This is a genomic window from Haliea sp. (genome assembly GCF_040221975.1).
Lineage (GTDB): Bacteria > Pseudomonadota > Gammaproteobacteria > Pseudomonadales > Halieaceae > Haliea.
On the sequence record NZ_JAVJWR010000026.1, the window covers coordinates 105,758 to 119,228 of the forward strand.

Consider the following 13,471-nt stretch of genomic DNA (forward strand, 5'->3'; position numbering starts at 1 on the left):
CGCCGGGCGCTGTCAGCGGTGGCAGCCGGCTGCGCTGAGCAGGTTGACGCTGAACAGGTTTTTCCTGTCTGTCCAGCTTTGCTCCAGCTTGAGGCCGGCCTTTTCGACCAGCGATGAAAAGTCCTGCAGGGAATATTTGTAGGAGTTTTCGGTGTGAATTGTTTCGCCCTTTGCAAATTGCAGCGATACATCCCCGCAGTTCACAATCTGTTTGACGTCACTGACCAGATGCATTTCGATACGCCTTTTCTGTTCATTGTAAAAAGCGTGATGCTGGAAAAGATTGGGCTTGAAATCTGCCCCGAGCAATCTGTTCAGATGAAGGAGTATATTGCGGTTGAACGCTGCTGTGACGCCCGCGACGTCATTATAGGCCGCCGTCAGGACTGCGCTGTCTTTATGCAGGTCTACCCCGACGAGAATCAACCCCTGACTGCCGACCAGAGTGCGCATTCTTTGCAAGAACGTCACGGCGTCAGCGGGTTCAAAATTGCCAATGGTTGAACCCGGATAAAAAATTACCGCCGCTTCACAGTCAACAGACCCGGGCAGGGATATTGTCCGGGAAAAGTCTGCAGCAACCGGTTCAACCTGCAGTTCCGGAAAGGATTCGTTGAGGCCGGCAGCTGCCTCGGCCAGGTAATCGGTGGAGATGTCCACGGGAACATAGCAGCTTGGTTGCAGGGCAGGAATGAGGTGACGAAACTTTTCACAACTGCCGGCCCCGGGTTCGATAACGACCCGCTGCCTGCCCACGCGCATGGCGATTGTTTCGGCATGGTTTTTCAGTATGGCTGTTTCAGTTCGCGTTGGATAATACTCCGGCAGCGATGTAATCTGATCAAAGAGGGCGGAACCTGCTTCATCATAGAAATATTTCGGGTTGATAGTCTTTTGCCCGGACTGCAGCCCCGCCATCAGCTCCCGGTAAACGCGTTCCCCGGAACGATCATCAGTCGCTGCCTGTGGGTGATTCATGCTGTCATCCCTGCCGCGTTTTTCGCCAGTCGAATCCCGCTGAACTGCCAGCGATCCCGCGGGTAAAAGAAATTGCGATAGCTGCTGCGCAGATGCGATTGACTGCTGACGCAGGAGCCTCCGCGCAACACCAGTTGGTTGCACATGAACTTTCCGTTGTATTCGCCAACAGCACCTTCGGCGGCTGAAAATCCCGGATAGGGCGCATAACTGCTGGATGTCCACTCCCATACCGAGCCGAACATCCCCTGCAGGCCGGAATTCCTGTTCACGGCAATCGGGTGACAGATACCCGTCTCGACAAACTGCCCTGTGACCGGGCAGGCTCTGGCGGCATGTTCCCATTCAGCCTCGGAAGGCAGGCGACAACCTGACCAGCGGGCGAAGGCGTCTGCCTCGTAGGCGCTGACATGGACCACCGGAGAATGCATGCGCAATGGTTGCAGGCCATGGAGTGTATATTCGAACCATGTACCATCCTGCTGCCGCCAGTACAGAGGCGCGCACCAGCGCTGTTGCTGCAGCTCCGCCCAGCCGTCCGCCAGCCACCATTCTGGCTGCTGATAGGCTCCCGCTTCGACAAATGCCAGATACTCGGCATTGGTGACGGGCCGGGTTGCCAGCCTGAATGGCTGCAACAACACCCGATGCACCGGCAGTTCATTATCGAAACAAAAGCCGTCGCCTTGATGGCCGATAGCGGATTCACCGCCGGCAAATTCCTGCCAGTCGCCCGGCAGTGGAGCTTCGTCGGCACGATACTCCGGTTCTTCGCAAATCCGGTAAACCGGATTCATCGGATTGCAGGAAAAACTGTATTTGAGGTCAGTGAAAAACAACTCCTGATGTTGTTGCTCATGCTGGATCCCCAGGCGGGTACGCTCCAGCAGCTGCCTGTGGTTTGCCAGTTCCTCGACAGACAACAGCTCAAGCATCTGTGCGTCCACCCAGCGACGGTAGGCATAGACCTGCTCCAGGGTGGGCCGGGACAACAGTCCGCGCTGCGGGCGGGGAAACTGTTCACCGATACCGTTGTAGTAGGAGTTGAACAGGTAAGTATAGTCCGGCCAGGGTGCCTGGTAGCCAGGCAGAAACACACTCAGTAAAAAGGTTTCAAAAAACCAGCTGGTATGGGCGAGATGCCACTTCGGTGGGCTGGTTTCAGCGGCCGCCTGCAGCCCGAAGTCTTCAATGGCCAATGGCGCACAGAAGTGCTCCGAGGCTTGACGCACGGCCCTGAATTGCTCCAGCAACTGAGTATCCATTGTCATGCAACCACCGGCAGCGACGTGGCGTGATGGGAGCCCCTGAGCCAGCAATGCTGCTGATCAAGAATCAGCTGAGCGATGCCCCCGGTTGCCGAGCACTGCCAAACCTGAAATGCATGATTGCCGCTGTACTGACGCCAGTATTCAGCGGCAATCCGCATCGCCGATCCTGTCACCGGATCCTCAGCCACGCCATACTGTGGCGCGAAATAACGCAGGACAAAGCCTGAACAGGCGGTTGTATCCCAGCTGCTGGCAATAATGGCTCGACCTGTATTCGCAATCATGACTTCCCCTGCTGGTTGCAGATTGATTACCTGATCGACTGAAGCGTAAACCCAGAGTGCATAACCGTCTTCGCCACCTGCATGGGCCACCGCAAGCGGGGCAATGCCTGCTGCCGCTGCCGCCCAGGACGGTACAGCTGATGGCCTGCAGCCCAGCAGTGGCATGCCGATGACAGCGTCCGGTCCTGCGAATTCTGCCGTGATGTCACCAGTGCCGGTGCACAGTGCAACGCGACGCGTTCCGGCTGCAACCTGATCGCGGAGAATGCCCGCAACCGCATACATGCCGTGGCCACAGCACTGGATCGCCTGAGTGCGATTGAAGCAATGGACGGGAAAGCGAGTGTCGCTGTCGGAGCACCCAAAGAAACAACTGGTCCCGGCGACAGCCTGGCGCGCCCGCCTCTGCAGACGCGCCGGAGCGACGATCTCGTTCCGGGAAAGCTGCGCGACCATGGCAGTATTGCCCCGGGCGAGGGGGCGTCCCGAACCGGGATTGCCGGCAAAAACTGTGACAACCCATTGGCGAACGGGTTGTGCTTGTGGGTCGGCAGGCATGGAGTTATCTGGCCGCGCTCCTGTGGATACACGAAAAAACGGCGTCACCGCAGTCTAGGGCCTGCTGGCGACAAACTCAACCGGGGGCGCTACCGGGCAGCACTGGCGGTGTCCGCTGTAATGGTTGCCTCGCCCCTGACCGAGCGGCTTGCCAGCAGTCTGTAGGCGGCGGGCACCACGTACAGCGACAGGAATGATCCCAGCAACATGCCGCCAATCACCGCGAGGCCCAGTGGCACCCGGCTCTGGGAACCGGCGCCCAGCGCCAGGGCAATGGGCAGCGTGCCCAGTACGGTCGACAGGGTGGTCATGAGAATGGGCCGGAAACGTGCTGCCGCTGCCTCCTCGACAGCATCGGCGATGCTGAGGCCAGCCTCCCGGCGCTGGTTGGCAAACTCCACGATCAGGATGCCGTTCTTGGTCACCAGGCCAATCAGCATGATCAGGCCGATCTGGGAGAAGATGTTGAGCGTCTGGCCGAAGTACCACAGGCTGATCAGGCCACCGGTAATGGCCATCGGCACGGTCAGCATGATCGCCAGCGGGTCGCGGAAGCTCTCGAACTGGGCGGCCAGCACCAGGTAGATCAACAGCAGGGCGAGCACAAAAACGAACACCAGGCTGCTGCCCGTTTCGTCGAACTCGCGCGACTGCCCGGCCAGTTCGGTACTGTAGCTGTCATCGAGTACGGTCGCTGCGACTTCGCGCATTGCTTCGATACCTGCCCCGAGGGTCACGCCGTCGGCCAGATTGGCGGAGAATGTTGCCGCAGTGAAGCGGTTGAAGCGGTACAGCACCGGCGCCGAGCTCTGTTCGCGCACGGTCACCAGATTCTGCAGGGGCACCATGGCGCCGTCGGCGGCACGTATCGACAGGCGCGACAGGTCGGTGGGGTCGTTCCGTCCGCTGCGCACCATCTGGCCAATGATCTCGTACTGCTGGCCGTCCTTGAGAAAGTACCCGAAGCGTTGGCCGCTGAAAGATGCCTGGACGATGTCGGCGATATCCCGGGTGCTGACGCCGAGTGCCTCGGCGCGGTCGCGGTCGATATCGAGTACCAGTTCCGGCTGGTTGAACTTGAGGTTCACGTCAACGTAGCTGAAAGCCGGATGCTGCTGGGCCCGCTCCATGAAACGGGGGATAACCTCCCTGACCTTGTCGATATCCGTATTCTGTACCACGAACTGGACTGGCAGTCCGCGACCGCCCACATTGATTGTCTCGAACTGGCGCACGAAGGCCTGCAGGTCGGGAAAGCCCGCCAGTGCGGCGGTCAGGATGGAGGCGACCTCGGCCTGGGTGTGTTCGCGCTCGGCCGGGTCCTTCAGCACGACACGCGAAAAGCCGCTGTTGACGGTAGTCGAGGCGCCAAAGCCGGGGGAGGTCACGGTAAGGCGTGCCTTGATATCATCGCCGATACTGTCCCTGACCACGTCGTCGAAGCGGGTCATGGCGTCGAACATGTAGTCGAAACCCGCGCCCTCCGGGCCCCGTGCGGACACGAACAGTTGGCTCCGGTCTTCCAGCGGTGCCAGCTCCTGGGGCAGGCTGCGATACAGGGTGACCACCAGCCCCACGCAAATCAGCAGGATCAGCGGCGCCCAGCTGCGATGGCCCAGGAACGTGCGCAGCGAGTTGCGGTAGCGATCGGCGAGGCCATCGAAAAAAGGCTCTGTCGCCCGGTACAGGGCCGGGTGGCGGGCCCGGTTCTTGAGGAAGCGGGTGCAGAGCATGGGCGCCAGGGTCAGGGCCACGAAAGAGGAGATGATTACCGCCGCGGCGAGGGTGACCCCGAACTCCCGAAACAGGACCCCGGTGAGGCCACCGAGGAATATCAGCGGTGCGAATACCGCCGTCAGTGCCAGTGTGGTCGCGATCACCGCGAAGAAAATCTCGCGGACACCTTCGGCGCCGGCTACTGCAGGAGTCTGGCCTTTCTCAATGCGTTTGTAGATGTTCTCCACCACCACGATGGCGTCGTCCACCACCAGCCCGATGGCCAGCACCATGCCCAGCAGTGTCAGCACGTTGATCGAGAACCCGGCCAGGTAAAGCACAAAAAAGGTGCCGATCAGGGCGATGGGAATAGTGACGATGGGGATGATGGTGGTGCGCCACTCCCGCAGGAAAGTGAAGATCGTGGCGCAGACCAGCAGCAGGGCGATCCCCAGTGTCTGGATAACTTCCTTGATACTGGCGCGGATGAAGGTGGTGTTGTCAAAGCCAATCGCCAGGTCTACATCCGCCGGCAGGTCGCGCTCGATAATGGCCAGGCGCCGGTAGAACTCGTCGGCAATGGCAATTTCATTGGCGCCGCTCTGGGGCCGCAATACCACCCCGACGTTGGTAATGCCGTCCCGGCGCAGCACTGTGCGTTCGTTGAGCGCCCCCAGTTCCGCGCGACCCACATCCCGCAGCCGCACCACACGGTCGCCGTTGCGCTTGATGATCCGGTTCTCGAACTCTTCCGGATCCTCTCCCAGCCGGCTCCGGGTCCGGATATTGAGGTCGATACTGTCGCCTTCGAGGCGTCCGGTGGGTAGCTCGACGTTGGCGGCCTGCAGTGCCTCGCGTACATCGATGGCGGTGAGTCCATGGGCCGCCAGCGCGTCCGGGTCCAGCCACAGGCGCATGGAGTATTCCTTGTAACCCCAGATGTCGACCTGGCCCACCCCGGAGATGGTCTCAAAGCGGGTCTTGAACAGATCGTCCGCCAGCGCGCTGAGTTCCAGCAGGCTGCGCTGTTGGCTGCGCACGCTCAGGAAAATGATGGGGTCGCCGTCGGCATCAGCCTTGGTAACGGTGGGCGCCTCGGCGTCGTTAGGCAGTCGGCGCAGGGCGGAGCCCACCCGGTCGCGGATGTCGTTGGCGGCGGTATCCAGGTCATCGCCAAGGTTGAATTCCGTGGTCACCGTGCTCAGGCCCTCGCGACTGATCGAGGTCATGGTGCGGATACCGGAAACGGTGTTGAGCTCTTCCTCCAGTGCTTCGGTGATCTGGCTTTCCACCACGCTGGCATTGGCGCCCGGATAGGCAGCCTGCACCGAAATGATGGGGCGCTGGGCCATGGGGAATTCACGCACACCCAGTTCGCCGAGGCCAATGAGGCCGAAAACGATGATGACGATGGACATCACCACCGCCAGCACCGGGCGCTGGATGCTCAGTTCATGCAGACGCATCAGCCGAGGTCCAGGCGGCGCTGGATGTTCACTCGCTGGCCGTCGCGCACCGACTGGATGCCCGAGGTGATGATCTCCGCACCTGGCTCCAGGCCCTGCAGGATTTCCACCCGGGTTTCGTCACGGTGGCCGGTTTGCACGGTGTGGCGAACAGCAATCCCGTCCTCCACGGTAAACACGGAGACCGCGTCCAGGCTCTGCAGTACGGCCACGCTGGGTACCACCAGGGCTGCATCGTTGCGACTCACCAGTTCCACCCGGGCATAGTTGCCGGGCAGCAGTTTGCGCTCCGTGTTGTCGACGTCGGCGCGCACGGTCAGGGTGCGGGTGGCGATGTCAACACGCGGATCGATGGCGCGAACGGTGGCGGTAAAGGGTTGCTCGTGGCCGGCAACCCTCAGGGACAGCTCGGTCTGCGGCTGTACCAGGCGCAGGAAGCGCTCGGGCACGCTGAAATCGACGGTCAGGTCAGAGACCGTCTGCAGGGTGGTGATGAGGGTGTCCGTCTCGATCAGGTCGCCGGTACTGATGTGGCGCAGTCCCAGGGTGCCGTCGAATGGCGCCGTGATCCGGGTCTTGGCCAGGCGCACCTGCAGTCGCTCGACTTCCGCGCGCAGCACCTCCCGTCGACTCACGGCGTCATCGCGTTCGCTGGCGGTCACCGAGCCACTCTTGAACAGGCTCTGCAGGCGTTCGGCCTGGGTGCTGGCGAGGGCGAGCTGCTCTCGTAGGGAGCGCAGCTCGGCCTCGACCTCGCCGGACTCGATCACCACGATGAGCTCGCCTTCGTGTACATCCTGACTGTCGGTAAAGTGGATTTGCTCGACCTTGCCGCGCAGTTCGCTGCGAATGTCGATGGACTGGTCGGCCATCAGGGTACCGTTGAAGGTCATGCGGCTCTCGAAGGTCTCCGGCTCAAGACGCTGGGTGCGAACCGCGGCCGCGCCGCCACCCGGGCGGGCGACCGCGGTGCCCTGGTCGGTGGTGGAGGGCATCAATCGGGGCCAAAGGGCCAATGCAATTACGGCAACGGCAAGCGCCGGTATCAGGAATTTCTTCATGGCTTCCAAACGTCGAGGGGGAGGTTCCCGATGACTCGGGCGCGAAATTATACGCCAAAATGCCCGGGAGCGTTTGGCGCTTCGGTAATTGACCCCATCGCTATCTCCGGGTTCCCTGCGCGGACACTGCCCTGAGGTCGCAAAGCGCGTATAATCCCCGCTTTTTCCAGCAGGTTGCATCATGCCAGAGCTGAGCCAGGCCATTGCCGCGCGCCGCACGTTCGCCATTATCTCCCACCCGGATGCGGGCAAGACCACCATTACCGAGAAACTGCTGTTGCTGGGCAGCGCGATCCAGGTGGCGGGCAGTGTCAAGGGCAAGCGCGGGCCCCATGCCACGTCCGACTGGATGAGCATGGAGCAGGAGCGCGGCATTTCCGTGACCTCCTCGGTCATGCAGTTTCCCTACCACGGCCGCACCGTCAACCTGCTGGACACGCCCGGGCACGAGGATTTTTCCGAGGATACCTACCGCACGCTGACCGCCGTGGACTCGGCGCTGATGGTCATTGACGGCGCCAAGGGTGTGGAGGACCGCACCATCAAGTTGATGAACGTGTGCCGCCTGCGCGACACGCCGATCTTCAGCTTCGTCAATAAAATGGACCGGGACATTCGCGACCCGATCGAGTTGCTGGATGAGATCGAACAGGTGCTGGCGATCGCGGGCGCACCGATCAACTGGCCAATTGGCATGGGTAGCGGTTTCAAGGGCGTCTACAACCTCTATACCGACGTGATCCATCTGTATACTCCAGGGCAGGGCAGTGTACTGCCGGATGACCGGCGTATCGAGGGCCTGGACAGCGATGCGGCGCGGGAACTGCTGGGCGACGAGTACCCGGAGTTTGTCGATGAGGTTGACCTGGTGCGGGGTGCCAGCCACCCCTTCGACGCCGAGGCATTCCTGGCCGGCAAGCTGAGCCCGGTGTTCTTCGGTACCGCACTGGGCAACTTTGGCGTCCGCGAGATGCTCGATGACTTTGTCGAGTGGGCCCCGCCGCCCCTGGGCCGGGAGGCAAAAGAGCGCGAGGTCAGTGCCGGGGAACCACAGTTCAGCGGTTTCGTTTTCAAGATCCAGGCCAACATGGACCCCCGGCACCGCGATCGGATTGCCTTCCTGCGCCTGTGTTCCGGTCGCTACGACAAGGGCATGAAGATGCGTCATGTGCGTATCGGCAAGGAGGTGCGGATCGCCGACGCGGTCACCTTCAAGGCCGGGGAGCGGGTGCTGGTGGAGGAGGCAGTAGCCGGCGACATCATCGGTCTGCACAATCACGGCACCATCCAGATCGGCGATACCTTTACCGCCGGGGAAGATCTCAACTTTACCGGGATACCCCACTTCGCGCCCGAATTGTTTCGCCGCATCCGCCTGCGCGACCCGATGAAATCCAAGCAGCTGCAAAAGGGCCTGCAGCAGCTGTCGGAGGAGGGCTCTACCCAGGTATTCGCGCCCCTGAACAATGCCGACCTGATTGTCGGTGCTGTGGGCCAGCTGCAGTTCGATGTAGTGGTTTACCGCCTGGCGGATGAATACAAGGTCGAGGCGATGTATGAGCCGGTCAATGTCTACACCGCACGCTGGGTCCACTGCAGCGATGCCCGCAAGCTGGAAGAGTTTCGCAAGAAGGCGGCCGATCAGCTGTCAATTGACGGTGGTGGTCACCTGACCTACCTGGCGCCTACGCGCGTCAACCTCGCGTTGATGGAAGAGCGCTGGCCCGAGATCGAATTCCGGGCCACCCGCGAGCACTGACCCGGAGGGCGGGTCAGGGCAGGAGGGGCTCGATATCGCTGGCGATATCCTCGGGCTTGGTGGTGGGCGCATAGCGCTTCACCACATTGCCGTCGCTGTCGATGAGGAACTTGGTGAAATTCCATTTGATACCCTGTGATCCCAGGGTTCCCGGAGCTGCTTTCTTCAGGTGTTTGAACAGCGGGTCGGCGTTGCCGCCATTGACATCGATCTTGCCGAACATGGGGAAGCTGACGCCGTAGTTGAGCTGGCAGAATTCCATGATCTCGTCATTGCTGCCCGGATCCTGCTTGCCGAACTGGTTGCAGGGGAAGCCCAGGATCGCAAAGCCGCGGTCGCGGAACTGTTCGTAGAGTTTTTCCAGGCCTTCGAACTGGGGTGTGAAGCCGCACTTGGAGGCAGTGTTGACCACCAGCAGGACCTTGCCGCGGTATTCCTTGAGGGATTGTTTCTTGCCCGCCGGGGTCTGGCAGCTGAAATCGTAGATGGTTGAAGCCATGTCGCGTTCTCCTGTGGTCGGCAGTCAGTGCTGCCTTTCCGGAATACTTGTTACGCCCCCGGCTTGCGGCGGGATCAGCTGAGCCGGGTCATGCTCCCGACGCCTCCATCGGGGACTGCAGCTGCTGCAGCAGCATGCCCAGGCGCTTGCGCTGGTTCTTCAGTGCGTACTCCAGTTCCCGCAGCCTGTTGCGCAAGGTGGCGCGCTCCCATTTGTCGAGCATCTGCAGGCGCCCGGCTTCCAGCGCGTCCTCGAATTCGGCCACCTTGCGCTCATAGCGCGCGGATTGCAGGGCCCGCCACTGGTTGACCGATTCCGTGAACAGCTGGTACTCGCGTTCCAGCAGGTCCCGCAGGGTCTCGTTGTCCGCCTGCTCCTCCAGTTCCCGCCGGGCCCTGGCGAACTGGGCGTCCACCATGGCGCGCTGGATCCTGAAATCCGGAACCTTGTTGAGGTTGCTGGCCAGACCAAGGCGGGCACAGAGGCCAATCATCCACTTGGTCGGGTCCCACTGCCACCAGCGGATGCCGTTGCGGTAGTCCTGTTGGAAGATGTGGTGGTAGTTGTGGTAGCCCTCGCCGTAGGTGAGGAAGGCCAGGAAACCGTTGTCCCGGGCACTGTTGTCCTCGGTGTAGGGTCGGCTGCCCCAGAAGTGGGCGAGTGAATTGATGAAAAACGTGACATGGTGGTTCACCACCAGCCGCAGCAGGCCCACCAGCAGCAGAGTGCCAATCACATCGCCCAGGGCCATGCCGAGCAGCAGGGTCGGCACCACGTTCATGAAGGTGGTCAGGGCCACATAGTGGCGGTGCTGGAACATCACCACCGGGTCGCGTTGCAGGTCCCTGGCATTGCTGAAGTCATTGTCACCACTGGGGTAGTGGCGCAGCATCCAGCCCATGTGGCTGAACCAGAGGCCGCGACCGGCGGAGTAAGGGTCCTGGTCGTTGTCATCGACATGGCGATGGTGGCGGCGGTGGTCTGATGCCCAGATCAGGATACTGTTCTGCAGCGCGCCTGCGCCCCAGAGGGCGAAGAACCATTTCAGGACCGGGTGAGCCTCGTAGGCATTGTGTGCCCACAGGCGGTGGTAGCCGCCAGTGATGGAAAGGCCATTGAGGTACAGGAAAACCAGCGCCCAAAGCCACTGGGCAGTGGAGAAGCCGTGATAGACCCCCCACAGCGGGACAAGGATCAGGGCCAGGAGCGGAAAGCCGACAAAAATGACAACATTGACCGGAATCAGGGGCGGCTTGGCTGGTGCGGTAGGCATATGGACGTGAAGCTCTGGAGGTGAATATGCAGGGTTGCATGATAGCCTGTCGGGGGCGAAAAGTCCTGCTTGTGGCAGTGCTTCGAATGCCATTGGATCATTCGGGGCGGCTTTGGTTCCCTCGGGGCCAGGATCTGCGCGGCCCCACCCGACCTGGGCGGCCTGGGCGGCCTGGGCGGCCCTACCTGCGCGGCCTGGGCGGCCCCACCTCCTCAGGTGCGCTCAAGGTAGGACTGGTACTCCAGCAGGGAGATTCGGCGCCGGAACTCGGATTCTTCCTGTTCCTTGGTGAGGGTGAATATCCGCTGCAATTCGCCCCCCAGCGCAGCACGGATGAACTCGGACCCGCGAAACCGGTCCAGGGCTTCGTGCATGTACCCCGGCAGGGAACCGGTCTTCTGGGAATAGCCGTCGCCCCTGGTGGGGGTGCCCGGCGACGCCTGCTGCTCGATGCCGTCGAGCATGGCGGCGAGGACCACGGCGAACTGCAGGTAGGGATTGCAGTCGGCGCCGGCGACCCGGTGTTCGAGCCGCCGGGCGGCGTGGGAACCGGCCGGCACGCGCACCGCCACGGTGCGGTTCTCATAGCCCCAGCTCGGGTAGGTGGGAGCATGGGTGCCGGGCTGGAAGCGGCGGTAGCCGTTGAAGCCGGGCGAGAAGATGATCATCGAGTCAGCCATGTGCTGCAGGCAGCCGGCGATGGCCTGGTGCAGCAGGGGAGTGCCGCGCTCGGTGCCGTCGTCGAAAACATTGTTGCCCTGCTGGTCCAGAACACTGCAATGGACGTGCATGCCGTTGCCGGCCTCGTCCTCGAAGGGCTTGGGCATGAAGCTCGCCACCAGGCCGTGCTTGTGGGCGACGCCCTTGATCAGCCGCTTCATCATCAATATCTGCTTGGCCGCCAGCACCGGGCTGGGGACGTGCTGCATGTTGATCTCGTACTGGGAGGGAGCCGACTCCTTGACCACACCGTCAAAGGGCAGATCCTGGAGTTCGCAGGCGACGCGCAGCTCCTCCATCATCTGCTGGTGCTGGTTGAGCACATCAAGACCATACATGTTGCCGCCAACCGGTTGGCTGCCGGCGGGGGAGGGACAGGTGTGGATGGGCACGACGTTGTCCCAGCGCACCAGGCTGAATTCGAGCTCGGCAGCCACGACCGGGGTCCAGCCGGCATCCTGGAAGCGCGCAACGACCTGCTTGAGCACGTGGCGGGGGTCGCCCATGTAGGGCGTGCCATCGGCGTCGAACATGGACAACATGACCTGGCCGTGCTGGCCGCCGGCGGACCAGGGTGTTGGCAGCAGGGAACCCTCTACCGGGCGGCAAATACCGTCGGCGTCGCCGGACGCGAATACCAGTTCCTCTACATCCCGGCCCCAGATATCCAGGCTCAGGGCGGTCTTGGGGAGCTTGAGTTCACCATCGAAAATCTTGGCAAGCTTGTGCCGCGGCAGCCATTTGCCGCGCATGATGCCGTTGCAGTCGGGCAGCAGGGCCTCGACGGTGGTGATTTCCGGGTGGGCCCGCAAGAACCAGTCGGCTTCAAGGGACATTCGGACACCGTGATTCAGGCCAGTAAGGCTGCACTATCGGGATTTTGGCGCGGGGGTTCAATGCCCCAACCGGGGCAGGGGCGGGGCTTGTGTCACCGTGTTCACCGGGCCGGCGCCATGTACACCCGCAGGGGGTCGTCACCGGCCGCCTCACCGAGGCAGGTCAGCGCATTGATGAACAGGGAAAACAGGTCGGTCTGGGAGCTCACATCGAGCTTGCGGTAAATGCTCTTGCGGTGTCGGCGCACGGTCTCCAGGGCAATGCCCAGGCGATCGGCCGAGGTGTCGGTGCCATAGCCGCGGAGCATGAGTTCCAGTACATCCTTCTCCCGCGGGGACAGCAGCGACGCACCAAAGGTGCGGAATGCCAGGTCGATCTGGTGATTGATGCCCGGCTGGATCAGGTGCGTGACCGCGAAGTCGTCGTGTTCACTGTGGGACTTGATCAACTCCGAGACCGGCTCAGCCAGCAGGTACAGGGTCTCGTATTCCTGCTCGCTGAACTCGCCCTGCTGCGGCAGGCGCATCATGCACAGGTTGATGACGTTGCCCGCACGCAGCCGGGACAGGTAGATGGCCTCGTCGACAGTCCCGGTATCGGCGTAGTAGTCCCGATAGTACTGCGACTCGCGCAGCTTGCCGGCAGTAATCCGGGACAGGCGGTAGAACTTGGACCGCGGCTGGTTCATCGAGGCCTGGTAGAATGGATCCTCGCGATAGGGACCGTCGAGGTAGGTGTCCACCTGGGAGGAGAGGGCCGGGGCTGGAATCTCGTGATAGAGAACCTGCGGCGGCAGATCCCGGTGATAGAGCCAGATCTGGGGGTAGTCGATGTGCACCTGGCCGCGAATCGCCTCGATCAGCGAGGGGAAGAACTGGTCGCTGCCCAGCGCCGAAATGGCGCGCGACAGATCCCTGTTCCATTTGCTCAGCTGACTGATATCGTTCATGGCAATGCTGGCGCCAGAAGCTGACTTGATGCGGGCATATTGGGCAGCGCGACCGGCCTTGTCAAATGCAGCGAAATCCGCGGGCGGTACAACAAACTGT

General features: G+C 61.9%; 10 protein-coding genes. 1 reads left to right on the forward strand and 9 read right to left on the reverse strand.

The genetic code is table 11. The features are described from left to right. Positions 1-12 precede the first annotated feature (12 nt). The 5 genes from egtD to RLO07_RS10645 form a co-directional block, all read right to left on the reverse strand. Complete coding sequence (egtD, locus tag RLO07_RS10625) at positions 13-978, reverse strand: L-histidine N(alpha)-methyltransferase (RefSeq protein ID WP_462292115.1); 966 nt, start codon at positions 976-978, stop codon at positions 13-15. Then, positions 975-2,249 (reverse strand): ergothioneine biosynthesis protein EgtB, encoded by a 1,275-nt coding sequence (egtB, locus tag RLO07_RS10630; RefSeq protein ID WP_462292116.1) that lies wholly within the window; start codon positions 2,247-2,249, stop codon positions 975-977. Before egtB ends, egtD begins: the two co-directional genes overlap by 4 nt. Then, positions 2,246-3,091, reverse strand: coding sequence for a PhzF family phenazine biosynthesis protein (locus RLO07_RS10635; RefSeq protein ID WP_462292117.1), 846 nt, complete (start codon positions 3,089-3,091; stop codon positions 2,246-2,248). Before RLO07_RS10635 ends, egtB begins: the two co-directional genes overlap by 4 nt. Before the next feature lie 89 nt (positions 3,092-3,180). After that, positions 3,181-6,273 carry an efflux RND transporter permease subunit gene (locus tag RLO07_RS10640; RefSeq protein ID WP_462292118.1) on the reverse strand — a complete coding sequence of 1,031 codons (3,093 nt, stop codon included), beginning with the start codon at positions 6,271-6,273 and terminating at the stop codon, positions 3,181-3,183. Next, on the reverse strand, positions 6,273-7,334 hold the full coding sequence (locus RLO07_RS10645) for an efflux RND transporter periplasmic adaptor subunit (protein WP_462292119.1): 1,062 nt from the start codon (positions 7,332-7,334) through the stop codon (positions 6,273-6,275). Before RLO07_RS10645 ends, RLO07_RS10640 begins: the two co-directional genes overlap by 1 nt. A 181-nt stretch (positions 7,335-7,515) precedes the next feature. On the opposite strand from RLO07_RS10645, the gene RLO07_RS10650 reads away from it, so the two are divergent. Then, positions 7,516-9,093 carry a peptide chain release factor 3 gene (locus RLO07_RS10650; RefSeq protein WP_462292120.1) on the forward strand — a complete coding sequence of 526 codons (1,578 nt, stop codon included), beginning with the start codon at positions 7,516-7,518 and terminating at the stop codon, positions 9,091-9,093. A 13-nt stretch (positions 9,094-9,106) separates the two neighbouring features. Here RLO07_RS10650 and RLO07_RS10655 read toward each other — a convergent pair whose 3' ends face one another. The 4 genes from RLO07_RS10655 to RLO07_RS10670 form a co-directional block, all read right to left on the reverse strand. Further along, a complete protein-coding gene (locus RLO07_RS10655; protein WP_462292121.1) occupies positions 9,107-9,592 on the reverse strand; it encodes a glutathione peroxidase in 486 nt (161 codons plus the stop codon). Positions 9,593-9,680: 88 nt separating this feature from the next. Continuing rightward, the gene (locus RLO07_RS10660) at positions 9,681-10,865 is read right to left on the reverse strand and encodes an acyl-CoA desaturase (RefSeq protein WP_462292122.1); all 1,185 of its coding nucleotides are present in this window, start codon (positions 10,863-10,865) and stop codon (positions 9,681-9,683) included. A 212-nt stretch (positions 10,866-11,077) separates the two neighbouring features. Continuing rightward, entirely contained in the window at positions 11,078-12,421 is a 1,344-nt protein-coding gene (locus RLO07_RS10665) for a glutamine synthetase family protein (protein WP_462292123.1), read from the reverse strand. Positions 12,422-12,522: 101 nt separating this feature from the next. After that, the gene (locus tag RLO07_RS10670; protein WP_462292124.1) at positions 12,523-13,371 is read right to left on the reverse strand and encodes a response regulator transcription factor; all 849 of its coding nucleotides are present in this window, start codon (positions 13,369-13,371) and stop codon (positions 12,523-12,525) included. Positions 13,372-13,471: the final 100 nt, after the last annotated feature.

What these genes read in the sequence shown, in the direction of transcription:
- egtD (WP_462292115.1), bottom strand. Translation starts at nt 978, where the DNA reads ATGAATCACCCACAGGCAGCGACTGATGATCGTTCCGGGGAACGCGTT.
- egtB (WP_462292116.1), bottom strand. Translation starts at nt 2,249, where the DNA reads ATGACAATGGATACTCAGTTGCTGGAGCAATTCAGGGCCGTGCGTCAA.
- RLO07_RS10635 (WP_462292117.1), bottom strand. Translation starts at nt 3,091, where the DNA reads ATGCCTGCCGACCCACAAGCACAACCCGTTCGCCAATGGGTTGTCACA.
- RLO07_RS10640 (WP_462292118.1), bottom strand. Translation starts at nt 6,273, where the DNA reads ATGCGTCTGCATGAACTGAGCATCCAGCGCCCGGTGCTGGCGGTGGTG.
- RLO07_RS10645 (WP_462292119.1), bottom strand. Translation starts at nt 7,334, where the DNA reads ATGAAGAAATTCCTGATACCGGCGCTTGCCGTTGCCGTAATTGCATTG.
- RLO07_RS10650 (WP_462292120.1), top strand. Translation starts at nt 7,516, where the DNA reads ATGCCAGAGCTGAGCCAGGCCATTGCCGCGCGCCGCACGTTCGCCATT.
- RLO07_RS10655 (WP_462292121.1), bottom strand. Translation starts at nt 9,592, where the DNA reads ATGGCTTCAACCATCTACGATTTCAGCTGCCAGACCCCGGCGGGCAAG.
- RLO07_RS10660 (WP_462292122.1), bottom strand. Translation starts at nt 10,865, where the DNA reads ATGCCTACCGCACCAGCCAAGCCGCCCCTGATTCCGGTCAATGTTGTC.
- RLO07_RS10665 (WP_462292123.1), bottom strand. Translation starts at nt 12,421, where the DNA reads ATGTCCCTTGAAGCCGACTGGTTCTTGCGGGCCCACCCGGAAATCACC.
- RLO07_RS10670 (WP_462292124.1), bottom strand. Translation starts at nt 13,371, where the DNA reads ATGAACGATATCAGTCAGCTGAGCAAATGGAACAGGGATCTGTCGCGC.